This is a genomic window from Psychromonas ingrahamii 37, from assembly GCF_000015285.1.
Taxonomy (GTDB): Bacteria; Pseudomonadota; Gammaproteobacteria; order Enterobacterales; family Psychromonadaceae; genus Psychromonas; species Psychromonas ingrahamii.
This window is the reverse complement of the sequence record NC_008709.1, coordinates 4,048,857-4,072,358: the sequence shown is the minus strand read 5'-3', so window position 1 is coordinate 4,072,358 and position 23,502 is coordinate 4,048,857. Positions and strand designations below refer to the sequence as shown.

Genomic DNA, 23,502 nt, shown 5'->3' with positions numbered 1-23,502 from the left:
GACAGCCGTTAGCCGTTTGTTTAAACTGCGCCTTCAAAATCGAGTTGGCGCCAAGCTTCGTAGACGAATACTGAGACTGCATTAGATAAGTTCATTGAGCGACTTTCCGCTCTCATTGGAATACGCAGTTTTTGCTCGAGGGGTAAAGCATCGAGGATTTCACCGGGTAATCCTCGTGTTTCAGGGCCAAAAAGTAATACATCGTCCGCTTGAAAATTTGCCTGACTATGAAAGGTAGTTGTTTTTGTTGTACAAGCAAAAATTCTTTTACCTGATACCGCCTGTAAAAAATCGTTGTAATTTTTATGGCGATAAACATGGGTCAGTTCATGGTAGTCGAGTCCTGCTCTGCGGACTTTTTTCTCATCTAAATCAAAACCTAAAGGTTCGATTAAGTGCAAAACACAGCCTGTATTGGCACATAAACGGATAATGGCGCCAGTATTTTGCGGGATTTCAGGTTCAAATAGTGCTATTTCAATCATAGTCGGTAGCCATCTTCTTTGTTTAGTCTCGTTATAGAAACCGTTTTTATTATCGTTGCAAGTTGACTGTTTAGTCAAATCGAGGGAATTGTAAGTGCATATCTACCTGTTTATCATTATTTTCGCCATGTTTAAGCATCGCATTTCCAGTAATACTTCAGCCCCTTTCTCGCCTGTGCGGGGATCTCTTGCTTAGCTTAAGCGATTCTGTTGCTTATTTTCAAGTATCTTAATTAAAAATAAATCCTTGCAACTCGAACAGGTGATTTATGTTTAAAGTCGTGCATGCTCTTATTCTACCTGATTTTTTTGCACATGCAGACCGAGACAATTAAAAATTGATAATATTAGAATATTTTGTCATCATTAATGCGGGTGGGTATGCTCGGTTGAAGAGGATATTTTAACGCTTTGACGAGGAACTGAAACTCGCATTTATAAATGGGTAGGGTATAATCACTGCCTGATTTTTTTGTTATATGATAGGTGTTCTTTTTGTCCAAAAATCTCAAAAAAGAAGAGTATAACCGATTGGTTAACCTTGCCGGACGGGCTGCTATTTTCGCCGCCTCTTTGCTGATTCTCGTTAAATTAATTGCCTGGGTGATGACCGGCTCTGCCAGTATTTTAGCCACCCTGACCGATTCGTTAATGGATGTCACTACTTCTATTATCAATCTGTTAGCGATTAAGATAGCCCTTCAACCTGCCGATGATGAACACCGTTTTGGTCATGGTAAAGCAGAGAGTCTTGCCGGGCTAGCACAAGCCGCCTTCATTTCTGGTACGTCTATGTACTTGATGTTTAATGGTATTTCTGCTTTGGTTAACGGACATCAAATAAGTGCAACAAATGTTGGCATTGGGGTAATGATTTTCTCTGTTATCGTCACTATTTTATTGGTTGCATTTCAAAGCTATATTGTGAAAAAAACAGATAGCATGGCAATTAGAGCCGATTCACTGCATTACCGGACCGATATTGCCATGAATGGCGCGGTATTATTGGCGCTTATATTGGCCGGGTACGGCTGGTATTGGGCTGATGGTGTATTTGCGATTGCGGTTAGTTTTTATATTTTACATGGCGCATGGCAGATTGGCCGTTTGTCAATTGATGCTCTGATGGATAAACAACTGCCTAAATCTGATGAAGAGAAAATTGTAAAAACTGCCTATCATATCAAGGGGGTGCGTGGTGTTCATGATTTACGAACCAGATTATCGGGTAATACAAAATTCATTCAGCTACACTTGGAACTTGATGATAATCAAAGCTTATTAGAAGCGCATAACAAAGCGGATCAGTTAGAAGAGGCGTTAGAGTCTGATTTCCCTCGCGCAGATATACTCATCCATCTGGATCCTTTGTCGATAGTTGAGGAAGAAAAATTGAACGACAAATTACAATTTGAAACATCGCCAGTTACCTCGGATAAGGACAATATTTAATGGACGCGACTCAGAAAAAATTATGGAAAAAAATTAGGGAAGAAGCGCTGCATTATTCTGCTAGTGAACCCATTTTGGCGAGCTTTTTTTATTCAACAATATTAAATCATCATAGTTTAAAGTCGGCATTAAGTTATCAGCTGGCTAATCGTTTGGATCACCCGACTATGCCGGGCATTCTGTTGCGTGAAGTTATTGAAGAAGCATTTACTGAATCACCAGAAATTATGACTGCCGTTATGGCTGACATTATTGCCGTTCAGGACAGAGATCCTGCGGTTAATGATTATTCAACACCTTTGCTTTACCTTAAAGGTTTTCAAGCAATTCAAGTTCACCGTGTTGCTCATTGGCTGTGGAAAAAAAATCGCATAACATTAGCGTTATATTTACAAAATCGTAGTTCTGAGCTGTTTTCTGTAGATGTTCATCCAGCAGCAACTATCGGTAAAGGTATTATGTTTGACCACGCGACAGGTGTTGTTATTGGTGAAACAGCCGTTATTGAAGATGATGTCTCTTTATTACAAGGTGTGACATTAGGTGGAACGGGTAAAACTTGTGGTGATCGCCACCCTAAAATTCGTCAGGGGGTGATGATCGGGGCCGGCGCAACAGTGCTTGGTAATATTGAAATTGGCAAGGGTGCGAAAATTGGTGCCGGCAGTGTTGTATTATACGCAGTACCTGCTCATACCACAGTCGCAGGGGTTCCAGCCAAAGTTGTAGGTGTTCCTTCCTGTGAGATGCCGTCTTTATCAATGGATCAATATCTTTCATAAACGGAGTTCATTGAGGTGTTTGTAAACTGCATTCACCTCTTTCATAGGCCCTTACTCTGGTTTTGCTAATAAACAGGTCTCGCCGATAAAAATAATCGTGGTTTCTTTCTACCCTAAATTCGCACCTCTTTTGTCGGGCCTTAACTCAGGTCTCGCCAATAAAAAGAAATCGTGGTTGTTTTTTCCCCTCAATCTCGATCTCTTCTACAAACATATCAAGTGGTCTTACCCACAGGGCTTGCTCACCATACTGCGGACGGTAAACCACCATTTTCTCTTCGTTTTCACTGTGTGTGGCGATATTCTCAACCCTATACAGACCGCCTTTATAATGACGGTATTGACCGAGCTTAATCTCTTTTTTCATGATTTCTCACTTAATTAACGCGATAGGCGTAATAGTTAGCAATAATTTTCCTGATATTGTCATAATATAGTTAGCAAACATAAAACAATGGTTGAATAAGTAAACGGGAATGCTTACTCTCAATGAATTGACAGCATACATTATTTTAAGGAGAGAGTTGATGACATTGGATCTTTTAGAACAGTTAGAAAGTAAAATTCAAAACACGGTAGATACCATTGCGTTGCTGCAAATGGAAGTTGAAGAGCTCAAAGAAGATAAGCAGGTTTTAACTGAAAAAGGTGAGCAGTTACAGGCAGAAAATATCCGATTAACAGAAGAGCACCAGAAATGGCAATCTCGTTTAAGTGCCTTAGTGGGTAAAATAGAAGAAACTGAAAGCTAAGTACTCACCCTAAAGTATTCTGATCTTAAAGAGCGCCTTTATTGAGTAAAGGGCTCAAAAATTCAGGAAAATTTATTTAAGAGTGCTTAACGTTAAGTTAATGTCAGCAACTAAAAGCCCGATTTATTATTAATTGGGCTTTTTTACAATTTATCGGCTAAGCTATTTCATCTGATTCTGTCAATGCCTCTGCATTGAGCGGCTCCGGCGAAATAATAATACCGGTACTATCGGCATATAAAATATCTTCAGGTAGGAAAGTCACACCGGCAAAGTTAACTGGCGAGTTGACCTCTCCTATTTGTGTATCTTCAGCCCCGACAGGAATTGCAGTGATTGCCTGTATACCTATATCTAAATCTTCAAGAAGATCCACTTCACGTACACAGCCGTTTACGACAATACCTTCCCAGCCATTTTCAACAGCAAGTTCAGCAATGTGTGCATTAACTAAAGCACGGCGTAATGAACCACCACCATCGACCAGTAAGACCTTTCCTAACCCATTTTCTTCAAGTGCTTTATAAATCAGACCAACTGACTCAAAACACTTGATGGTGACAACTTCTCCGGCAAAAGAGTTTCGCCCACCAAAATTGGTTAACAGGGGTTCAACAACATCAACAGTATCAGCGTAAATATCGCAAAGGAGGGAAGTATTGTAATGCATTATCAGGCTCGCCTATGGTTAGTATGATATTACTGAGTATAAACTTAACTTATTCATTTACAATCTTGTTTTTACATTGAAAAAAACAGTTTTGAGTTTGCGTGATAAAAATCAAATAACTCGAAGGCCAAATCACAGTGTCGATCCTGATTATCGGCCTGGGACAAAAGTCGGGCGACAATCCTTTAGTCTAATTCACTGAAAAATAAATGATCAAAGGTTTTTTCACAATAATGACACTTTAGTTTGAGAGTGGATTTTTTCTTGACATAAAAACGTGTATCTACTGGCTCATGATGACTGATGCAGTTACTGTTCGGGCAAGCTAACACATCAATAAAAGAGTCTGGTAGCTGCACCTGAAATTTATTGACCACCTTAAAATCTTTTATCTGATTAATAGTGGCATGGGGTGCAAATAAGGCCAGCTGATTGGCTTGTTTATCGCTGATAAAAGTATTTTCGACTTTTATCAGATCTTTTTTTTGCCCGGTGTGGGTTGCCAGGTTCAGGCCGATGGTAATTTTTTCATTGGTTTGTGTTAAGTTAAAAAATCGGATGATTTTGACGCCCTGTTGAACCGGGATGTGATCAATGACGGAGCCGTGCTCAATTGCTTCTACTTGTAATTTCTTTTGCATAATTAGCCCTTACGCTTGATCTTGGAAATGGTTTGTTAACAATAAAGCCAATAAAGCCTGTCGTGCATAAATGCCATTTTGAGCTTGTTGAAAATAATAAGCATAGGGTGTCTTATCGACATTGATATTAATTTCATCCACACGAGGTAACGGGTGCAGTACTTTTAAGTTTTCCCGCACGTTTTCTAACATATCTGCATTTAACAAAAATGCGGATTTAATATGTTGATATTCCGTTTCATCAAAACGTTCTTTTTGCACCCTTGTCATATACAACACATCGAGTGAATCAACAACCTCTTCAATACTGCTATGCACAGAATAATTGATCCCTTTCTCATTAAGTTCTTCCAGTATGTAGTCGGGCATTGCCAAAGCTTCTGGAGCGATAAAATAGAAATTACAGTTAAATAAAGACAAAGCTTGTGCCAATGAGTGCACTGTTCGGCCATATTTTAGATCGCCTACAAAGGCAATATTCAGGTTATCGAGTCTGTTTTGCGTTTCATAAATGGTAAACAGATCTAATAATGTTTGCGTAGGATGTTGATTCGATCCGTCTCCACCATTGATAACAGGGATGTTGGTAAATTCCGCCGCTAAACGAGCCGCACCTTCCTGCGGGTGGCGTATAAAAAAAGCGTCAGCATAAGAAGCGATTATTTTAACTGAATCTGCCAGTGTTTCCCCTTTTTGTGCTAATGAGGTATTTCCTGCATTATCAAAACCAATCACAGTTCCTCCCAACCTCTGCACTGCTGTTGCAAATGAAAGGCGGGTTCGTGTTGACGCTTCAAAGAAACAACTGGCAATAACTTTATTTTTTAACAGCTCGGGTTGCGGGTTGTGTTTTAATGATTGAGCTGTTGTTAGAATAAGTTCAAGCTCTGCACGAGAAAGGTCGGAGATGGAGATAATATTTTTTTGATATAATGGATTATTCATATTTTCTGACTCATGGGTAACGAGTGACGATAGGGAAATTATAGCACCGCGCCCCCATGAATTCTGCCTTTTTTAAATGCTTTAATCAAAGTGAAATGTTTTTTTGAACGCTTTGTTATTGTTAGGGGTTATGATGAGACTTGACAAATAATTGGAGTTTTTATGTTTAAGCGTATTCTGTGTTTTGCTTTATTTCTACTGCCGGTAAATTTACTGGCTGATCAATGGTCAGCACTGCATGCTTTATTACCTAAAGGGACACAGCTTTCTTATTTGGTATTGGATCCTGCCAATAATCAATTGCTTGCTGAGTCCAATGCCGAGATCCTGCGTACTCCGGCAAGCTTACAGAAGTTATTAACAGCGACGGCTGCCAAGTTATATCTAGGTGAAAATTTTCGCTATCAAACAACCCTTGAGGGCAACAAAAGTCACATTAAAAATAATCATTATCAGGGTGATATTCGCTTACGTTTTGTTGGGGATCCCACCCTGTCGCGTGCAGATATCAAAGAGATGCTAACATCTTTTAAAGCATTGGGTGTCAAGCAGATAAGGGGTGATCTTTTAATTAACGCGGCTCATTTTAGCGGCTATCAATGGAGTGATGGTCAGGCCTGGAATGATTTGGGTGTCTGTTATACCTCTCCGTCAAATGCCATTATTGTTAACAGAAATTGCGTATTAGGTAACCTCAGCGTAGTGAGTGCAGATGCCAAAAAAGCGCGTTTATTTATTCCAAGTTATGAACCCGTTGAGATAAGCAGTAACGTCGATGTGGTCACATCTGCGCAGCGAGATGAGCAATTTTGCGCCTTAAAAATGACCCGTAATAGTGATAACCGTTACCATTTATGGGGTTGTATGGTGCCGAGGAATCGTCCTTTTGGTTTGGCTTTTTCGGTCAACGATCCCTTTGCATATGCGAGTCAAATTATTGAATCAGAACTAAAAAATGTCGGTATTAAGTTGACTGGTAAGGTGAAAATTGAGCAGATAAAAACAGCTAAGAAAGTCTCGCAAGTATTAGTTAAGTATCAATCCCCTGAGCTAGGGAAATTATTGGAAATTATGCTCAAAGACTCAGATAATTTAATTGCGGATAGTCTTTTCAAAACACTGGGTGCTGCCTATTTTCAACAGGACGGCAATTTTCTCAATGGTGCTAAGGCGCTTAAATTAATTCTGCAGGAGAACGGTGTTGATTTAGAAAATGCTTATCTGGCCGATGGTTCCGGGTTATCTCGTCATAATTTAATGAGTGCTAAATTGTTTATGACTGTCCTTAAATATGTTTACCAAAATGATGCTAAATTAAACTTGTTAGACAGTTTTTCAATTGCTGGAGTAGACGGCACACTGCATTACCATAAAGGGGTCGCAGGACCTTTGTTAAAAGGTAATATTGTTGCAAAAACGGGGTCGATGAAAGGTGTGGCAAACTTATTGGGTATTGTTAAAACGGCGCGTGGGGAGCGTCTTTTTGCTTTAATTATAAACGGCTATAATTGGCCTGAGACCGATTTAACTAAAGCCACAAAATCACCTGTTGTTATTTTTGAACATGCTTTTTTTGAAACAATAATAAAGTCTTCCCGCAAATAAATAAATCAAAAAGAGGTTTATGCTTCTTTTGGATAAATATGAATTTATTGTATTTTAATCGGGAACCATTTTTTAGGTCTACCTTGGCTAAATAAAATAATATCAGTGGCAAGATCAAGTTTATTAACCGGTGGCAGATTGCGCGTATCAGGTGGGTAACTAATGCCGTCAAAATCGAGTATGAACCATTTTCTATCTCTTTCAACCAGTAAACTTTGCCATAAATAATGCTGACTACTAGATACTATGACTGGTACTTGTACCTGAGATATGCGGCTTGCAAAACGATAACCATCTTCTTGGCGCTCAAAAATAAGCATTTCACAGCCACTCTTTGCACACCAATCAAGTAGAACGATCGCATCATTCAGACCGTCTCCGTTGAGGTCATAATTCACCGCACTAAATTGAGTGTTTTTTGGATTGGTGCCATGAATTTTAAAGTATTGATTTAGCGTTTTTTGTAGTGCTTTATCAATTTCTGCATTTGGGTCAATATGCTGCACTGTGAATTCTCTTTCAATTTGGGTTGTGCTGTTTTTTAAGCTGATTTTTTTACTGGTCATTTTATTGAACACCCTCTCAGACGGAGGGAGCCTGGAGATAATATTATTTTTGTTAAGTTTAGTACTGCTGAGTGTGACACCTGAACGGTTGAAAATCAGTTCTTCCTGTATCTTTTGCAGACCTTGTTGCATTAGCATCACTACAACCCGATCTGGAGAATTACTTTTCCAGAAGCCTGTTTTAGTAATGCTTTTTTCTCCAATATTTTCTTGATATTCAACGCTGTAATCTGAATTGAGCGTTAAATTTATTTTTTTAAAGGGAGTTATATTTAAGTAATCACCGGCAAAGTCGCGATAATCTATTGGCCATCCAGTTTCTCCACAGCCGCTGAAATCCCCCCAGACACTGTCAACATTGGCGGTAAGGCCCCAATATTCTTTCATTTTTAAATTATAACAATGATCGGGTTGAATTTTTAAACTCAGCCGCTCTCCCTGTTCATTGTTAGTTTTAATATAGCTTGTTTGTGTGCTGTTAAAGTTTGAATTTTGAATCTGATAAGCCCTATTACCGGCTTGAGTGGCAAAATGCAGCCGATCTTGATCAAGATTTAAGCGCCAATAGGGATTTTCACCTTTAGCTTTAAATAAGAAATTATGAGTTGCTTTAGCACATTGCAATGATGCTTTAGGCAGCGCCATATGCTGAACTCTATCTATCCGCATTAGTGCATTCGATGGTGGTGTATTTATGGCTGGAAAGGTTATTTCACCAATAAATTCGATATACACAGGGGTGGATTTTGCCGAACTGATTTGTTCATAGATATGACTTAATACAGGATTAACTATCACTGGAAAATCTTGTTCGGAATCACAAGCCGTGAAATAACCTTTACCATCACCAAAACTAAAATAGCCTCGAAAATTGCTATCCAAGATTTTTGAAAATTTTTCCTTGATGACGGGCATTTTCTCCGGCGTAGTTGAGACAGTGGAAGTCTTTGACACACAAGCTGCATTAAAAAGCAGGGAAATACTTAACAATAAGAAACTCAACAAACGCATAAAAAATCTCAGTTCAGTCATCATTGATGGCTAAGCGTGCATAAATCTACACAAACATAACAATATGTGGCCTTTTTTATTTAAATACTTAATCATCGTTCGGCTCTTAAGATTGTAGCGATTAAAGATTAAAACATTTACTTTATATTCTGGGCTACTAGGTTAAATATCGTTCCATTATTACCGCCACACCGTGCTCTTTAGATGAAAGCGTTTTTTCTACATTAGGCAGCGCCTCTTTTAGCGCATACTGGGCATTTGCCATTACGATAGGTTTCGCCACTGCGAGTAACATTTCAAGATCATTCATACCATCTCCAAATGCAATGGCATCGGAAATTTCCAGGCTTTTTCTTTTTAACACGACTTTAACGGCTTCACCTTTATTGGTATTGGCACACATCACCTCCAGACACTTTGTCAAAGAAAAAGTGAGGTTGATTTTATCACCGTAACGCGCCGCTAATAAGTCATAAACGGGTTGTAATAATTCAGCTTCCGCATAGAAAAATATCTTAATCGTATTACTTTTATCAAGTTTGCTGAGATCGGCTTTGATGCAGTTAAAGCCTGCGTCTAATCCCATTCCATCAAGTTCTGCCAGAGGATAGTTGGCATACCAGTTTTGGTCTGTGAAGAGGTTTATTTGCACTGCATCAGAAAATACAGTATCGCAAATCTCTTGTGCTATATTACTGGGCAAATTCTGTTGATGAATAATTTTTCCTTCTTTATTGTGAATGCGTGCTCCATTTGAAGTGATTAAATAAATGGGGATATTTAAGGATTCTTGTAAATGTTTTGCTTCGATATAGTGCCTGCCCGTTGCGATCACAAATTTTCGGCCACTTTGTACCCAGCGTTGAATTGTTTCTTCTGTTTTTACTGAGATGCGATGATCCGGGCCTAGCAGGGTACCGTCGAGATCTGAAATAGCTATTTTGTACATCGCAGTGTGCCTTGTTGTGATGCTTCCAAAAATTCAAGTGCTGCATTTAAAGCCACTAATCGGGATTGATCTTTTTCTAAATATATCTCATGTTTTGCATTGGGTATAGTGAGAAATTGTTTCGCTTTACACTGGGTAATATTTTTAAAAAATTGATTTTGCCCTGCCGCTGTCACAACCTGATCGGCTCCTGCTTGCAGTAATAGAATTGGAATATTTATTTTATTGGCGTTATCCACCACCTGCCCAGTGGCGCTAAGGCTTTGGGCAACCCAGCGCATACTCGCATCACCAAGTTGTGTTTCAGGAAACTCTATGTAGGTATTTTGTGATGCATTAAAACGCACTTCGCTGGAGGTTAAATCATTACCGATAAATGCTCTGGGCTTATATTCTTTGCCACCGAACACATAACAGGATTGATCGCTAAACCAGCTGCACACTTCGGCACCACTGAAGGTTAATAGCTTGGCAATAAAACTGGGTATGCTGCCTAAATTGATTGACATCATGGGGCTTAATAATATGGCTGCCTGAAATGGGTGGTTATATTGTTCGAGGTATAGCGCGCTTATCGTGCCGCCCATTGAGTGTGCTAGCAGGTAATTATGCTGGTAATTGTTGGCTAAGTCTAAGGATAAAATATAACGGTTAAGGTCATCGACATAATCTTGGAAATGAACAACATGCCCGTGATCTTGATCTCCGCCTAAGCGTTCTGAAAATCCTTGACCTCGGTGATCAATTAAATAAAGATCATAACCTTGACGGTTAAGATCAAAGGCAAGTTCCTTGTATTTTAAGACACTCTCGTTTCGACCCTGGCTAATCACTATCGCGTTAGCATTACCGGTTTTAATACTAATAGTATGCAGTCTTTTATTGTCAACGCCTTGTAAGGAAACTGAGATTGCATTTTTTTTCCAAAATGCATTTATCTTACTGTTAAAAGTATCACTCAGTTCGGCTTCAGTTGTTAAACCGTAGGGATTATTTTCCATGTCATTTTCCGCGGAGGTCAGTGCGCTAGAAAGTAAAAATAAAAAAGGTAGCAGTAATCTTAGTTGAGAAGCTTTTTTCATCTTTTATCCGTACGTTATATAGTTGTTAATAGGACGCTATTATTATACGTAAAGCATTTGATTAGATAGTCCCCAATCTTAGCTAAGACTGGGGACGGCAAGATCCTTTATATTTTCTTCAAAGATCACGCCGGAATAAAAAATACTAACTTTGTTAATGGTAGGATACGCGAATGATTAAGCGAGTTGGGCTTTGATAAAGTTAATAACCTCATCAATAGCAACTTCCTGTTTTACACCCGATAGGCGATCTTTATATTCAATCACGCCATTATCCAAACTACGATCTCCAATCACCAGGGTATGTGGAATACCCATAAGCTCTGCATCCGCAAACATAATACCAGGGCGTTCTTTACGATCGTCAAATAACACCTCGATACCTGCTGCTTGTAATTCTGCATAGTATTTTTCAGCAAGTTCTGCGACACGATGTGATTTATGCATATTCATTGGGACAATAACTACCGAAAAAGGCGCCAGTGTATTGTTCCAAATAATGCCATTTTTATCATTGTTTTGCTCAATAGCAGCAGCAACAATACGTGAGATACCAATGCCGTAACAACCCATGGTTAATATCTGGTTTTTACCTTGCTGGTTAAGTACGCCGGCATTCATCGCTTTAGTATAAGTATCACCCAGTTGGAAAATATGTCCCACTTCGATACCCCGTGCCATTGAAAGTGTTCCACTACCGCAGGGGCTTGGATCACCTTCAACGACATTACGCAGATCTTCAACTTGAGCAAGTTCAACGTCGCGGCCCCAGTTAATGTTGCAGTAATGTTTATTATCAATGTTTGCACCGGCACTAAAGTCGCTCATAACAGCCACTGAACGGTCAACAATAAAGGGCACTGGTAGAGAAACTGGACCCAGTGAGCCCGGGCCTGCATTAACCAATGCTCTGATTTCACTTTCGCTGGCGAATTCAAGTGGAGCAGCGACAGAGGCTAAATTTTCAGCTTTAATCTCATTAAGTTCGTGATCACCACGGATGATAAGCGCGATCAGCTCCGTTTCAATTTGATCAGACGCTTTAACAAATAAAGTTTTGACCGTCTTTTCAATAGCAATGCCATGTTTCGAAACGAGTTCAGCGATAGTTTTTGCATTTGGGGTATCAAGCAGTCCCATTTCAGCAGTGGGTGCTGCAAGAACAGTGCTCGGTGCCAATGCTTCTGCTTTTTCAATATTTGCCGCGTAATCACTTTCAGTTGAGAAAACAATGGCATCTTCACCGCTTTGCGCAAGTACGTGGAATTCATGAGATGCACTGCCGCCAATACTTCCAGTATCGGCAATAACAGGGCGGTATTCAAGACCTAAGCGGTCAAAGATACGACAATAAGCGTCAAACATTTTCTGATATGTTTTTTCCAGACAAGCTTGATCCATATGAAAAGAGTACGCATCTTTCATGGTAAATTCGCGCGCACGCATAACACCAAAACGCGGACGAGTTTCATCGCGGAATTTTGTCTGAATTTGGAAAAGATTGAGTGGTAGCTGTTTGTAACTGTTTACTTCTTTGCGCACAAGCTCAGTGATCACTTCCTCGTGTGTTGGGCCCAATACAAAATCACGTGTATGGCGATCTTTAATACGTAACAGCTCACCGCCGTATTGATCCCAGCGACCTGTTTCTAGCCAAAGATCTGCAGGTTGCACAATTGGCATTAAGACTTCAACACCTCCGGCTCGTTCCATCTCTTCACGCACGATAGTTTCAACTTTACGTAAAACCCGTAACCCCGTCGGTAACCAGGTATATAAACCCGATGCTAATTTACGGATCATGCCTGCACGTAACATAAGCTGATGGCTTACAATTACCGCATCGCTGGGTGCTTCTTTTTGAGTTGAAAGTAAGTAGTTGGTCGTGCGCATAGTTATCCCTAATTGATAAATTAAACAGCACTGATTTTAGCAGTGGAAACGTAATGACTAAAGGTTTCTTCATCTATTTAGAAAATATAATTGAATTTTAACCGGGCTTTCAGCTATTTTGTCTTAATAAATAGCAAATTATAAGGAAGACAATGAATCGTTATCTATTAGCTGGAAAATATAGTGCAGGCATCATGCTGTTTTGCAGCATGGTTTTAATGGTTAATGCTGTATTACCGATGGATTTAAATCAGTTCGGTATTGTCCCCCGTTCCTTTGATCATCTCAGTGGTATTTTTATGGCGCCTTTTCTACATGGAAGCTGGTTGCACCTGCTCAGTAATTTTTTACCCTTTATAGTCTTTGGAACCTTAATTGGTGCGCAGGGTAGCAAACGATTCTGGCTGTTATTTCTCCTGCATATCAGCTCTACGGGAATGTTAGTGTGGTTATTCGCACGAGGTAACAGCGTACACATCGGAATGAGCGGGGTAATTTATGCCTTCTGGGGCTATTTAATCGTTTATGGTTTTGTTCGGGGAAAAATCCTGCACCTTGTGATCTCGCTGCTGATGCTTATTTTTTACGGAGGATTAGTTTTTGGCGTCTTTCCAACAAAATTTGGCGTGTCATTTGAGAGTCACCTGTTAGGCGCATTAGTCGGCGCTGCCAGTGGCTATTATTTTGCTAAACCAGTGGCTCAACATCGAGCACTGTAGTGGTTGACCCTGCATTAATCCAAGAGATATTAAAGTCGAGAAGATGCACTGCATATTTTTTTGGATCTTCTTTTGTCTTTTTATAAGCAGGGCGCGGGTCTTGTTGCAGTACTTCAATAATCAATTGCTGCAGTTCAGGGTAGCCATCTTCAAGCAAGTTAATTGCTTTTTGAGCCTCAGTTGAAAATTCGACCTGCATTAAGGATTCAGGCTGCAGCTGAGCAAAACCGGCTAGCGCCTGTGGTTTTGAATCTGCATAGGGAATATAAGGTTTGATATCAATAATTGGAGTGCCATCGACTAAATCGATATTACTCAACATTAAAAAAATCTTACCATTAACTTGTTTAATGCCGTGAAATTCAACCAGTGATAAACCAATGGGGTTTGGACGGCAGGGTGAACGTGTTGCAAAAACACCTAAGCGTTTGTTACCACCGAGTCGAGGCGGTCGTACGGTGGGACTCCATTTATCTGGGTTGCGATTTTTATGGAAAATAAACACTAACCATAAATGACTGAATTCCTGTAAACCCAAAAAAGCGTTAATATCATCATAAGGAAATAATATTTCCAGCTCAGCGATGGCACTGGGAACTAACCCAGGCTGGCGAGGCACAGCAAACTTCTCTTTATAGGGGGAATGGATTATCGCTATTGAATCAAACACTATGTTATTCCCCATCAGAAAGTTTCACACTAATAGCACGAGCATAACAAATAATGTTGCTGATGCAGGATGCGTCTTGTTCAAAAATCAAGCAGTTTTGAAAAACGATACCGTTAGCGTTCATCTCAGCGGCTTTAATGCGGGCATTAGTACGTGCTTCTTTAATATCTGCAGGGCGATCTATTTCCTCTTGCTGGCAGCTACTGCCGTCAACTGCTGCAATAAATTGATAATCGAGCCCCTGCAATTGCGGTTTTTCGTAAACAGTGACGCGTGAGGGTTTGAAATAATCATCAAAATTTTTCTTGTCGAGATTAGACGAAAAGTCAAGGTTACTACAAGCTGTGGTTAAAAGGACGGTAAAAGAGATAATAATAAAACGTAACATAAGATGCTCTTTATCAATAGAAGGGACTCGCGATGAATGGCATAATAACATTTTTTAATAAACCTGAAACAGAGAAGGAAATAATATGACAGTAGCCAATGGAAAACGTGCCGTTTTTCTTGATAGAGATGGGGTAATAAATGTCGACAATGGTTATGTATCACAGCGTGATGATTTTGAATTTATCGACGGCGTCATTGATGCCTGCAAAGCACTTAAAGAAAAAGGCTACCTATTAGTTGTTATAACCAATCAGTCCGGTATTGCACGGGGATATTTCAGTGAAGAGCAATTCCATACCTTAACAGAGTGGATGGATTGGTCATTAGCAGATAGGGGGGTTGACTTAGATGGTTTCTATTATTGCCCGCATCATGCCGAAAAGGGTATTGGCGAATATAAAATTGATTGCGATTGCCGCAAGCCAAAACCTGGCATGCTGATCAGTGCCATTGAAGACCTGGATATAGATGCAAGTCAGTCAATATTAGTCGGGGATAAAGTTTCTGATATACAAGCCGGTTTAGCTGCCGGAATAAACACCAACTATTTAGTCCGAACAGGAAAAACGATCACAGCAGAGGGTGAAAAAATCGCAACAGCCGTATTTGATGATTTGAACAGTATAGTTAAGCTGCTGTAATTGAGTCGTTAAGGGAAAATCTGTGGATAATTATAGTTAATCTGTGGGTAACTTGTTTGCAAATAGGGTATAAAAACTAATTGCAAAAATAGGCTGTTTTTATGCAAATAAACCCTTGCCAACGTTAACAAAATCCCTATAATGCGCCCCACGGAAACGGGAAAGACGCAAGTCAATCCGGTTACTCAGAACGAAAGAGGTTAAGTTTTTAATAACGTATCACGTTGATTGAAAACATTATAATTTTATGTTTTAGCAAGATTAATAATCTTGATAAAAGATTAAAAAAATAACCATTGACATCGTTTGCAGGTAGCGTAGTATACGCACCTCGCCGAAAGGCACGCTCTTTAACAATTTAATCAAACAATCTGTGTGGACACTTATTGTTGATGTGATTTCAAAAAAATCAAAGTCCTTTCTTGTAAAGGCAGTAACTTTTTACTTCGTAAATAGCTTACTCATCAATAAAAGTGACACACGAATAAATTTATTTATTCAGAATAATAAGTTATTCATTATTTTATACTGAAGTTTTTATACTTAGGTGTTGAGATAATAGTAATTAGTTTTAGTCAGTTATATTGAGTCGCAGCGCAAGCTGCAAATTAAACTTTAAATTGAAGAGTTTGATCATGGCTCAGATTGAACGCTGGCGGCAGGCTTAACACATGCAAGTCGAACGGTAACAGAGAATAGCTTGCTATTTTGCTGACGAGTGGCGGACGGGTGAGTAATGCTTGGGAATTTGCCTTGTTGCGGGGGACAACAGTTGGAAACGACTGCTAATACCGCATAATGTCTACGGACCAAAGGTGGCCTCTATTTATATGCTATCGCGACAAGATGAGCCCAAGTGGGATTAGCTAGTTGGTAAGGTAATGGCTTACCAAGGCGTCGATCCCTAGCTGGTCTTAGAGGATGACCAGCCACACTGGAACTGAGACACGGTCCAGACTCCTACGGGAGGCAGCAGTGGGGAATATTGCACAATGGAGGAAACTCTGATGCAGCCATGCCGCGTGTGTGAAGAAGGCTTTCGGGTTGTAAAGCACTTTCAGCGAGGAGGAAAGGGTATTGGTTAATATCCAATATCTGTGACGTTACTCGCAGAAGAAGCACCGGCTAACTCCGTGCCAGCAGCCGCGGTAATACGGAGGGTGCGAGCGTTAATCGGAATTACTGGGCGTAAAGCGCGCGTAGGCGGTTAATTAAGTCAGATGTGAAAGCCCAGGGCTCAACCTTGGAACTGCATTTGAAACTGGTTAACTAGAGTTTTGTAGAGGGTGGTAGAATTTCAGGTGTAGCGGTGAAATGCGTAGAGATCTGAAGGAATACCAGTGGCGAAGGCGGCCACCTGGACAAAGACTGACGCTGAGGCGCGAAGGCGTGGGGAGCAAACGGGATTAGATACCCCGGTAGTCCACGCAGTAAACGATGTCTATTAGAAGTTTGTGGCTATATGCCGTGGGTTTCAAAGCTAACGCATTAAATAGACCGCCTGGGGAGTACGGCCGCAAGGTTAAAACTCAAATGAATTGACGGGGGCCCGCACAAGCGGTGGAGCATGTGGTTTAATTCGATGCAACGCGAAGAACCTTACCATCCCTTGACATCCAGAGAATCTGTTAGAGATAGTAGAGTGCCTTCGGGAACTCTGAGACAGGTGCTGCATGGCTGTCGTCAGCTCGTGTTGTGAAATGTTGGGTTAAGTCCCGCAACGAGCGCAACCCTTATCCTTAGTTGCCAGCACGTAATGGTGGGAACTCTAGGGAGACTGCCGGTGATAAACCGGAGGAAGGTGGGGACGACGTCAAGTCATCATGGCCCTTACGGGATGGGCTACACACGTGCTACAATGGCAAATACAAAGGGTTGCTAGCCTGCGAAGGTATGCGAATCTCATAAAGTTTGTCGTAGTCCGGATCGGAGTCTGCAACTCGACTCCGTGAAGTTGGAATCGCTAGTAATCGTGGATCAGAATGCCACGGTGAATACGTTCCCGGGCCTTGTACACACCGCCCGTCACACCATGGGAGTGGGCTGCACCAGAAGTCATTAGCTTAACCCTTCGGGGATGGCGATGACCACGGTGTGGTTCATGACTGGGGTGAAGTCGTAACAAGGTAGCCCTAGGGGAACCTGGGGCTGGATCACCTCCTTACGTAAAGAGACACATCAGTTAATTCGCTTGCGGATTAATACATCGAAGACTTGCTTGCAAGTGCTTCACAGTACAAGCCTTTCGGCGATTTTGCTCTGCAAATTCACCTTCCGGCTCAAGTTTTTGCTTCGCAAATACTTGATGAGTGTCCACACAGATTGTTTGATTAGAATGATAAAGCGTAATAGCAAATACACTTATTAACTGTTCTTTATAAAGAATAATTAATAAGTGTTTTTTTAACACTGCTCTTTAACAATTAGGAAAGCTGATAAAAGTTCTTTTTATCACACAAAAACAATGGCACTCAGGTGTTGATTGGTGTGATAAATTAAACGAAATTGTTCTCAATTATTAAGATTTATTTTAATAATTGTAATCAAGCAAAAATAAATGTTGTTCAAACTGATACTTTGGATAACGTACGTATCTATTGAATCATTGTTAATTCAATGATTCTTAGGTGCACGAAAAACGAATGTTGTTTTTTGTATTGTAAAATATGAGAAATCGCAAGCGTCTTGGAAACTCAAATAAATACAAAATCTAGATTTTGTTATCTTATGCGTTTTTTGAATGTTATTAACATTCATAAAAACGATTAAAGTGACACCTTTTAGGTGTTGTATGGTTAAGTGAATAAGCGTGCACGGTGGATGCCTAGGCAATTAGAGGCGATGAAGGACGTGGTAATCTGCGATAAGTCCAGGGGAGTTGATAACAAGCGTTATATCCTGGAATTTCCGAATGGGGCAACCCGGCACTTAGTGTCATCGTTAAGTGAATACATAGCTTAACGAAGCGAACGAGGGGAACTGAAACATCTAAGTACCCTTAGGAAAAGAAATCAACCGAGATTCCGATAGTAGCGGCGAGCGAAATTGGAACAGCCCTTAAGCTGTTTAAAAGTTAGTGGAAGGCTCTGGAAAGTGCCGCGATACAGGGTGATAGCCCCGTACACAAAAACTTCTTTACAGTGAAAGCGAGTAGGTCGGGACACGAGAAATCCTGACTGAATATGGGGGGACCATCCTCCAAGGCTAAATACTCCTAATTGACCGATAGTGAACCAGTACCGTGAGGGAAAGGCGAAAAGAACCCCTGTGAGGGGAGTGAAATAGAACCTGAAACCGTGTACGTACAAGCAGTAGGAGCGGACATTGTGTTCCGTGACTGCGTACCTTTTGTATAATGGGTCAACGACTTAATTTCAGTAGCAAGGTTAACCAAATAGGGGAGCCGTAGGGAAACCGAGTCTTAACTGGGCGAATAGTTGCTGGGATTAGACCCGAAACTTGGTGATCTAGCCATGAGCAGGTTGAAGGTTGAGTAACATCAACTGGAGGACCGAACCCACTAATGTTGAAAAATTAGGGGATGACTTGTGGCTGGGGGTGAAAGGCCAATCAAACCAAGAGATAGCTGGTTCTCCTCGAAAGCTATTTAGGTAGCGCCTCGTGTATCACTGTTGGGGGTAGAGCACTGTTTGGGCTAGGGGGTCATCCCGACTTACCAACCCCATGCAAACTCCGAATACCAACAAGTGCAATCACGGGAGACACACGGCGGGTGCTAACGTCCGTCGTGGAAAGGGAAACAACCCAGACCGCCAGCTAAGGTCCCTAAGTATATGTTAAGTGGGAAACGATGTGGAAAGGCTCAGACAGCTAGGAAGTTGGCTTAGAAGCAGCCATCTTTTAAAGAAAGCGTAATAGCTCACTAGTCGAGTCGGTCTGCGCGGAAGATTTAACGGGGCTAAACATATCACCGAAGCTGCGGATGCTTATTTATAGGCATGGTAGAGGAGCGTTCTGTAAGCCGTCGAAGGGAAAGGTGTAAACCATCCTGGAGGTATCAGAAGTGCGAATGTTGACATGAGTAACGATAAGGGAGGTGAAAAACCTCCCCGCCGGAAGACCAAGGGTTCCTGTCCAACGTTAATCGGGGCAGGGTGAGTCGACCCCTAAGGCGAGGCCGAAAGGCGTAGTCGATGGGAAACGGGTTAATATTCCCGTACCCTTTATTATTGCGATGGGAGGACGGAGAAGGCTAGGTGGGCCTGGCGATGGTTGTCCAGGTTCAAGTGCGTAGGCGGGAGACTTAGGTAAATCCGGGTTTCTTTTAACGCTGAGACACGATGTCGAGTCACCAAGGTGATGAAGTCATTGATGCCATGCTTCCAGGAAAAGTCTCTAAGCTTCAGATAATAGAGGATCGTACCCCAAACCGACACAGGTGGTCAGGTAGAGAATACTAAGGCGCTTGAGAGAACTCGGGTGAAGGAACTAGGCAAAATGGTACCGTAACTTCGGGAGAAGGTACGCCTCCGACGGTGACGAGACTTGCTCTCTGAGCTGTTGGAGGCCGAAGATACCAGATGGCTGCAACTGTTTATTAAAAACACAGCACTCTGCTAAATCGTAAGATGACGTATAGGGTGTGACGCCTGCCCGGTGCCGGAAGGTTAATTGATGAGGTTAGACTCAGGTCGAAGCTTTTGATCGAAGCCCCGGTAAACGGCGGCCGTAACTATAACGGTCCTAAGGTAGCGAAATTCCTTGTCGGGTAAGTTCCGACCTGCACGAATGGCGTAATGATGGCCATGCTGTCTCCACCCGAGACTCAGTGAAGTTGAAATCGCAGTGAAGATGCTGCGTCCCCGCGGCTAGACGGAAAGACCCCGTGAACCTTTACTACAGCTTAGCAGTGAACTTAGAGCCTACATGTGTAGGATAGGTGGGAGGCTTTGAAGCGTTGTCGCTAGATGACGTGGAGCCAACCTTGAAATACCACCCTTGTATGTTTTGAGTTCTAACCATGGCCCCTGAATCGGGGTTTGGGACACTGTTTGGTGGGTAGTTTGACTGGGGCGGTCTCCTCCTAAAGAGTAACGGAGGAGTACGAAGGTTGGCTAATCACGGTCGGACATCGTGAGGTTAGTACAATGGTATAAGCCAGCTTAACTGCGAGACAGACACGTCGAGCAGGTACGAAAGTAGGTCATAGTGATCCGGTGGTTCTGAATGGAAGGGCCATCGCTCAACGGATAAAAGGTACTCCGGGGATAACAGGCTGATACCGCCCAAGAGTTCATATCGACGGCGGTGTTTGGCACCTCGATGTCGGCTCATCACATCCTGGGGCTGAAGTCGGTCCCAAGGGTATGGCTGTTCGCCATTTAAAGTGGTACGCGAGCTGGGTTTAGAACGTCGTGAGACAGTTCGGTCCCTATCTGCCGTGGGCGTTTGAGAATTGAGAGGAGCTGCTCCTAGTACGAGAGGACCGGAGTGGACGAACCGCTGGTGTTCGGGTTGTATCGCCAGATGCATTGCCCGGTAGCTACGTTCGGAATCGATAACCGCTGAAAGCATCTAAGCGGGAAGCGAGCCTCGAGATGAGTTCTCACTGGAGCTTTAAGCTCCCTAAAGGGCCGTTGGAGACTACAACGTTGATAGGCAAGGTGTGTAAGTGCAGTAATGTATTGAGCTAACTTGTACTAATTACCCGTGAGGCTTAACCATACAACACCTAAGACGTGTTGAGTTGCAGTAGACGAGTGGGTCAGTGAATGTTATTAACATTCCCTCTGATTGAGCTAAGAGTTGAAACAACAGTAACCAAGAAAAAATATGCTTGCGAAATATATTTTACAAATATTTACGATTGCTTGATAAAAACAACAATAAAACCAGCTTTTTTAATTAATTTTTTATAAAGACTTTAGATTGTTGCCTTACGGAAGATTAACAAAAAGACGTTAATCTCCTACCGGCCAAAACAATTTAAAGCTAAAAAAAGCCTAAGCTTTAAAAAGTTTTTGCTTGGCGACCATAGCATTGTGGTACCACCTGATCCCATTCCGAACTCAGCAGTGAAACGCAATTGCGCCGATGGTAGTGTGGGGTCTCCCCATGTGAGAGTAGGTCATCGCCAAGCGCCTAATAAACGATAAATCCCTGTTGACTAACGTCAGCAGGGATTTTTTCGTTTGAGTGCTTGAGACGATGACTACTCGAGCATGGGACATAAAGAGCAGCCACGGAGTGGCATTCAAGCCATGTGATAGTAGGGGCGAGTATTGCGTGAGCAATGTGTCATGAGCGGGCTAAGCTCTGCGAGTCCTTTTCCATCGCCAGTATTCCGCACAAGCTTGGCAATTAAATCCAGATAAATCCCTGTTGACTAACGTCAGCAGGGGTTTTTTCGTTATTAGGGCTTTGACGCGATGACCAACTCGAACATGGGAAAGGTTAAGAGTATGCCGGAGGGCGAGTATCGCGGCAGCGATGGTTCACGAGCGGACAAGTTCTGCGCTTCCTGTATTTCCGATCATGTAGAGCAGGGCGAATTTGCCGTTAGGCAAATGTCATGAGCGGGTGAGCTCTGTGAGTCCTGTTCCATCGCCAGTGTATTGCACAAGCTAAGCAATTAAATCCAGAAAAATCCCTGTGACTAACGTCAGCAGGGATTTTTTCGTTTAAGCGCTTGGACGATGACCAACTCGAACATGGGGTATAAATAGCTCACCTAATGAGTGGCATTGGTATCAGGTACTTTCTGATCCTGGTTGTTCACCCTTTAAATTGTCTTTAAAAGCTTTAAGCGTCTTAAACAGAAGTTCAATTTTAACGACGATCGACGGAATTAAGGTTTTGTAATGCTCGTCATTATCAGTTTGAATTGCTTGCAGATCCGCAGCTAACTCTTCAACATAAGGCAAGAAGGTCGTGGAATGATTTTTAAACGCACTATCATTCGTAAATATTTGTGCAAATCCCGCTTTTTTTTGCTCTCGTAGCAGTTCTAGCTGTTTATCTGCGTCAATGGCACGATGATAAATAATTTTTATATTGTCTTGTAATTGTTTAATCACATTTTCTTTATTCATTGTTTACTCCTTTTTTTAAAGCGATTATAGCGAACTAATATTGAACAGATCACTTAAATATTTGCAGATCTTTGTTCGTACTTATTCTATCATCGTTACAGCCCTCAGAGGTTAAGCAGTACTCTATGCTTAACCTAAGGTTGAATCAGACTCTGCATCTGGTTTGATTTTATGTCGCTATCAGTGTTTTGTTCTTTTCACCCGCAATTTCCCGACTTAATCTTGGCACTAAATAACCTGGTAATGCAGCGCTCATTTCTTGGGTTAATTGTATCGCACGCTGCTCGGGTAAATCAAAATGTTGTGCGCCCTGCACCTTATCTAATAAAAACAGGTAATAAGGCAGTATATGCGCCTCAAAAAGCGCTTCGCTAAGGTCAACCAGTGCCTGACTGTTATCGTTTATGCCTTTTAGTAATACACTTTGATTTAATAACTGCACGCCAGCCTGATGGAGTTTATTCATTGCATCTTTAAATATTTGATCGATCTCATTAGCATGGTTGATATGTAATACAAAGACCACATTTAAACGACTTTTATTAAACATATGACATAGTTGGTCAGTGATTCGAGATGGAATCACAACCGGTAGACGACTATGCAGTCTTAATCGTCTCAATTGTGGTAATAACTCCAATTCATTGATCACGTGTTGCAAAAAATCATCTTTACTCATTAATGGATCACCACCGCTTAATATAACTTCATTTACTTCAGGATGGGATTTGATGTAAGTGATAATTTCCTGTAACTGTTTTTTGTTAATATTATTATCCTGATAAGGGAAATGTCGCCTAAAACAGTAACGGCAATTAATCGCACAACCCGATTTTAAGATCAGTAATACGCGGCTTTGGTATTTGTGTAATAAACCGGGAAGGGCACTGTTATGCTCTTCTAAAGGATCTGTACTGTAACCTTCAGAGACTAATTCTTCATCTTCTATAGGTAAAACCTGTTGTAATAAAGGGTCATTAATATCCCCTTTTTTCATTTTTTTAACAAACGGCATCGGTACCAGCATAGAGAAGCTTTTACGGGCTTTTAAGCTTAACGGTACATTTTCTGGGGATATATCCAATAATTGTAACAGTTGTTGTGGATTTTTGACCGTATTCGCGAGTTCTTTTTGCCAACTCGGCAACACATCGGTATTATCCGTGGTAATTATTTGCAGCATATTTTATAAATCAA

At 41.4% G+C, this 23,502-nt stretch carries 21 protein-coding genes and 3 rRNA genes; 10 read left to right on the top strand and 14 right to left on the bottom strand.

The genetic code is table 11. The annotated features are described in order from the left end of the window. Positions 1-20: 20 nt before the first annotated feature. Positions 21-485, bottom strand: a complete 465-nt coding sequence (gene trmL / locus PING_RS17035) for a tRNA (uridine(34)/cytosine(34)/5-carboxymethylaminomethyluridine(34)-2'-O)-methyltransferase TrmL (RefSeq protein ID WP_011771540.1) — start codon at positions 483-485, stop codon at positions 21-23. Positions 486-980: 495 nt separating this feature from the next. Here trmL and PING_RS17030 point away from each other — a divergent pair, with 495 nt between their 5' ends. Further along, positions 981-1,937, top strand: coding sequence for a cation diffusion facilitator family transporter (locus tag PING_RS17030; RefSeq protein ID WP_011771539.1), 957 nt, complete (start codon positions 981-983; stop codon positions 1,935-1,937). Beyond that, positions 1,937-2,719, top strand: a complete 783-nt coding sequence (cysE, locus tag PING_RS17025) for a serine O-acetyltransferase (protein ID WP_011771538.1) — start codon at positions 1,937-1,939, stop codon at positions 2,717-2,719. The genes PING_RS17030 and cysE overlap by 1 nt, the downstream gene beginning before the upstream one ends. 145 nt (positions 2,720-2,864) lie before the next feature. Here cysE and PING_RS17020 read toward each other — a convergent pair whose 3' ends face one another. After that, the gene (locus PING_RS17020; protein WP_011771537.1) at positions 2,865-3,086 is read right to left on the bottom strand and encodes a DUF1653 domain-containing protein; all 222 of its coding nucleotides are present in this window, start codon (positions 3,084-3,086) and stop codon (positions 2,865-2,867) included. Between the two features lie 160 nt (positions 3,087-3,246). On the opposite strand from PING_RS17020, the gene PING_RS17015 reads away from it, so the two are divergent. Then, entirely contained in the window at positions 3,247-3,471 is a 225-nt protein-coding gene (locus tag PING_RS17015; protein ID WP_011771536.1) for a cell division protein ZapB, read from the top strand. A 157-nt stretch (positions 3,472-3,628) separates the two neighbouring features. Here PING_RS17015 and rraA read toward each other — a convergent pair whose 3' ends face one another. From rraA to pyrB, 3 genes are all read right to left on the bottom strand, one after another. Continuing rightward, positions 3,629-4,141, bottom strand: coding sequence for a ribonuclease E activity regulator RraA (rraA, locus tag PING_RS17010; protein WP_011771535.1), 513 nt, complete (start codon positions 4,139-4,141; stop codon positions 3,629-3,631). Between the two features lie 185 nt (positions 4,142-4,326). Then, positions 4,327-4,782, bottom strand: coding sequence for an aspartate carbamoyltransferase regulatory subunit (gene pyrI / locus PING_RS17005; protein ID WP_011771534.1), 456 nt, complete (start codon positions 4,780-4,782; stop codon positions 4,327-4,329). 9 nt (positions 4,783-4,791) lie between these two features. Next, a complete protein-coding gene (gene pyrB, locus PING_RS17000) occupies positions 4,792-5,727 on the bottom strand; it encodes an aspartate carbamoyltransferase (protein WP_011771533.1) in 936 nt (311 codons plus the stop codon). A 162-nt stretch (positions 5,728-5,889) separates the two neighbouring features. On the opposite strand from pyrB, the gene dacB reads away from it, so the two are divergent. Next, positions 5,890-7,332, top strand: a complete 1,443-nt coding sequence (dacB, locus tag PING_RS16995; RefSeq protein WP_011771532.1) for a D-alanyl-D-alanine carboxypeptidase/D-alanyl-D-alanine endopeptidase — start codon at positions 5,890-5,892, stop codon at positions 7,330-7,332. Between the two features lie 44 nt (positions 7,333-7,376). Here dacB and PING_RS16990 read toward each other — a convergent pair whose 3' ends face one another. The 4 genes from PING_RS16990 to PING_RS16975 form a co-directional block, all read right to left on the bottom strand. Continuing rightward, on the bottom strand, positions 7,377-8,852 hold the full coding sequence (locus PING_RS16990) for a hypothetical protein (protein WP_232279382.1): 1,476 nt from the start codon (positions 8,850-8,852) through the stop codon (positions 7,377-7,379). Between the two features lie 214 nt (positions 8,853-9,066). Next, on the bottom strand, positions 9,067-9,858 hold the full coding sequence (locus tag PING_RS16985) for a Cof-type HAD-IIB family hydrolase (protein WP_011771530.1): 792 nt from the start codon (positions 9,856-9,858) through the stop codon (positions 9,067-9,069). Then, positions 9,846-10,940 carry an alpha/beta fold hydrolase gene (locus tag PING_RS16980; protein ID WP_011771529.1) on the bottom strand — a complete coding sequence of 365 codons (1,095 nt, stop codon included), beginning with the start codon at positions 10,938-10,940 and terminating at the stop codon, positions 9,846-9,848. Before PING_RS16980 ends, PING_RS16985 begins: the two co-directional genes overlap by 13 nt. A 177-nt stretch (positions 10,941-11,117) precedes the next feature. Beyond that, positions 11,118-12,833: a proline--tRNA ligase gene (locus PING_RS16975; RefSeq protein WP_011771528.1), complete on the bottom strand. Its 1,716-nt coding sequence runs from the start codon at positions 12,831-12,833 to the stop codon at positions 11,118-11,120. 152 nt (positions 12,834-12,985) lie between these two features. Here PING_RS16975 and PING_RS16970 point away from each other — a divergent pair, with 152 nt between their 5' ends. Then, positions 12,986-13,552 (top strand): rhomboid family intramembrane serine protease, encoded by a 567-nt coding sequence (locus PING_RS16970; protein ID WP_011771527.1) that lies wholly within the window; start codon positions 12,986-12,988, stop codon positions 13,550-13,552. Here PING_RS16970 and tsaA read toward each other — a convergent pair. Continuing rightward, entirely contained in the window at positions 13,521-14,237 is a 717-nt protein-coding gene (gene tsaA / locus PING_RS16965; RefSeq protein ID WP_011771526.1) for a tRNA (N6-threonylcarbamoyladenosine(37)-N6)-methyltransferase TrmO, read from the bottom strand. The two genes, PING_RS16970 and tsaA, sit on opposite strands and share 32 nt — an antisense overlap. Then, on the bottom strand, positions 14,227-14,661 hold the full coding sequence (rcsF, locus tag PING_RS16960) for an Rcs stress response system protein RcsF (RefSeq protein WP_011771525.1): 435 nt from the start codon (positions 14,659-14,661) through the stop codon (positions 14,227-14,229). Before rcsF ends, tsaA begins: the two co-directional genes overlap by 11 nt. Positions 14,662-14,695: 34 nt before the next feature. Here rcsF and gmhB point away from each other — a divergent pair, with 34 nt between their 5' ends. Beyond that, entirely contained in the window at positions 14,696-15,253 is a 558-nt protein-coding gene (gmhB, locus tag PING_RS16955) for a D-glycero-beta-D-manno-heptose 1,7-bisphosphate 7-phosphatase (RefSeq protein WP_011771524.1), read from the top strand. Between the two features lie 617 nt (positions 15,254-15,870). Then, a 16S ribosomal RNA gene (locus PING_RS16950) occupies positions 15,871-17,417 on the top strand. Positions 17,418-17,435: 18 nt separating this feature from the next. On the opposite strand, the gene PING_RS16945 is transcribed toward PING_RS16950, so the two are convergent. Then, positions 17,436-17,663 (bottom strand): hypothetical protein, encoded by a 228-nt coding sequence (locus PING_RS16945; RefSeq protein ID WP_041766469.1) that lies wholly within the window; start codon positions 17,661-17,663, stop codon positions 17,436-17,438. A gap of 383 nt (positions 17,664-18,046) precedes the next feature. Here PING_RS16945 and PING_RS16940 point away from each other — a divergent pair. From PING_RS16940 to PING_RS20780, 3 genes are all read left to right on the top strand, one after another. Further along, positions 18,047-20,938: ribosomal RNA gene (locus PING_RS16940) — 23S ribosomal RNA — on the top strand. 299 nt (positions 20,939-21,237) lie between these two features. Then, positions 21,238-21,353: ribosomal RNA gene (rrf, locus tag PING_RS16935) — 5S ribosomal RNA — on the top strand. The 16S, 23S and 5S rRNA genes sit together here, the layout of an rRNA operon. A gap of 289 nt (positions 21,354-21,642) precedes the next feature. Beyond that, positions 21,643-21,789 carry a hypothetical protein gene (locus PING_RS20780; RefSeq protein ID WP_157035397.1) on the top strand — a complete coding sequence of 49 codons (147 nt, stop codon included), beginning with the start codon at positions 21,643-21,645 and terminating at the stop codon, positions 21,787-21,789. Positions 21,790-21,963: 174 nt separating this feature from the next. Here PING_RS20780 and PING_RS16930 read toward each other — a convergent pair whose 3' ends face one another. Both PING_RS16930 and epmB read right to left on the bottom strand, forming a co-directional pair. After that, on the bottom strand, positions 21,964-22,305 hold the full coding sequence (locus PING_RS16930) for a hypothetical protein (RefSeq protein ID WP_011771523.1): 342 nt from the start codon (positions 22,303-22,305) through the stop codon (positions 21,964-21,966). Positions 22,306-22,474: 169 nt separating this feature from the next. Further along, positions 22,475-23,488 carry an EF-P beta-lysylation protein EpmB gene (gene epmB, locus PING_RS16925; RefSeq protein ID WP_011771522.1) on the bottom strand — a complete coding sequence of 338 codons (1,014 nt, stop codon included), beginning with the start codon at positions 23,486-23,488 and terminating at the stop codon, positions 22,475-22,477. Positions 23,489-23,502: the final 14 nt, after the last annotated feature.

What these genes read in the sequence shown, in the direction of transcription:
- cysE (WP_011771538.1), top strand. Translation starts at nt 1,937, where the DNA reads ATGGACGCGACTCAGAAAAAATTATGGAAAAAAATTAGGGAAGAAGCG.
- rraA (WP_011771535.1), bottom strand. Translation starts at nt 4,141, where the DNA reads ATGCATTACAATACTTCCCTCCTTTGCGATATTTACGCTGATACTGTT.
- dacB (WP_011771532.1), top strand. Translation starts at nt 5,890, where the DNA reads ATGTTTAAGCGTATTCTGTGTTTTGCTTTATTTCTACTGCCGGTAAAT.
- rcsF (WP_011771525.1), bottom strand. Translation starts at nt 14,661, where the DNA reads ATGTTATTATGCCATTCATCGCGAGTCCCTTCTATTGATAAAGAGCAT.
- PING_RS17020 (WP_011771537.1), bottom strand. Translation starts at nt 3,086, where the DNA reads ATGAAAAAAGAGATTAAGCTCGGTCAATACCGTCATTATAAAGGCGGT.
- PING_RS16930 (WP_011771523.1), bottom strand. Translation starts at nt 22,305, where the DNA reads ATGAATAAAGAAAATGTGATTAAACAATTACAAGACAATATAAAAATT.
- PING_RS20780 (WP_157035397.1), top strand. Translation starts at nt 21,643, where the DNA reads ATGACCAACTCGAACATGGGAAAGGTTAAGAGTATGCCGGAGGGCGAG.
- PING_RS17015 (WP_011771536.1), top strand. Translation starts at nt 3,247, where the DNA reads ATGACATTGGATCTTTTAGAACAGTTAGAAAGTAAAATTCAAAACACG.
- epmB (WP_011771522.1), bottom strand. Translation starts at nt 23,488, where the DNA reads ATGCTGCAAATAATTACCACGGATAATACCGATGTGTTGCCGAGTTGG.
- trmL (WP_011771540.1), bottom strand. Translation starts at nt 485, where the DNA reads ATGATTGAAATAGCACTATTTGAACCTGAAATCCCGCAAAATACTGGC.
- gmhB (WP_011771524.1), top strand. Translation starts at nt 14,696, where the DNA reads ATGACAGTAGCCAATGGAAAACGTGCCGTTTTTCTTGATAGAGATGGG.
- pyrB (WP_011771533.1), bottom strand. Translation starts at nt 5,727, where the DNA reads ATGAATAATCCATTATATCAAAAAAATATTATCTCCATCTCCGACCTT.
- pyrI (WP_011771534.1), bottom strand. Translation starts at nt 4,782, where the DNA reads ATGCAAAAGAAATTACAAGTAGAAGCAATTGAGCACGGCTCCGTCATT.
- PING_RS16985 (WP_011771530.1), bottom strand. Translation starts at nt 9,858, where the DNA reads ATGTACAAAATAGCTATTTCAGATCTCGACGGTACCCTGCTAGGCCCG.
- PING_RS16980 (WP_011771529.1), bottom strand. Translation starts at nt 10,940, where the DNA reads ATGAAAAAAGCTTCTCAACTAAGATTACTGCTACCTTTTTTATTTTTA.
- tsaA (WP_011771526.1), bottom strand. Translation starts at nt 14,237, where the DNA reads ATGGGGAATAACATAGTGTTTGATTCAATAGCGATAATCCATTCCCCC.
- PING_RS16970 (WP_011771527.1), top strand. Translation starts at nt 12,986, where the DNA reads ATGAATCGTTATCTATTAGCTGGAAAATATAGTGCAGGCATCATGCTG.
- PING_RS16975 (WP_011771528.1), bottom strand. Translation starts at nt 12,833, where the DNA reads ATGCGCACGACCAACTACTTACTTTCAACTCAAAAAGAAGCACCCAGC.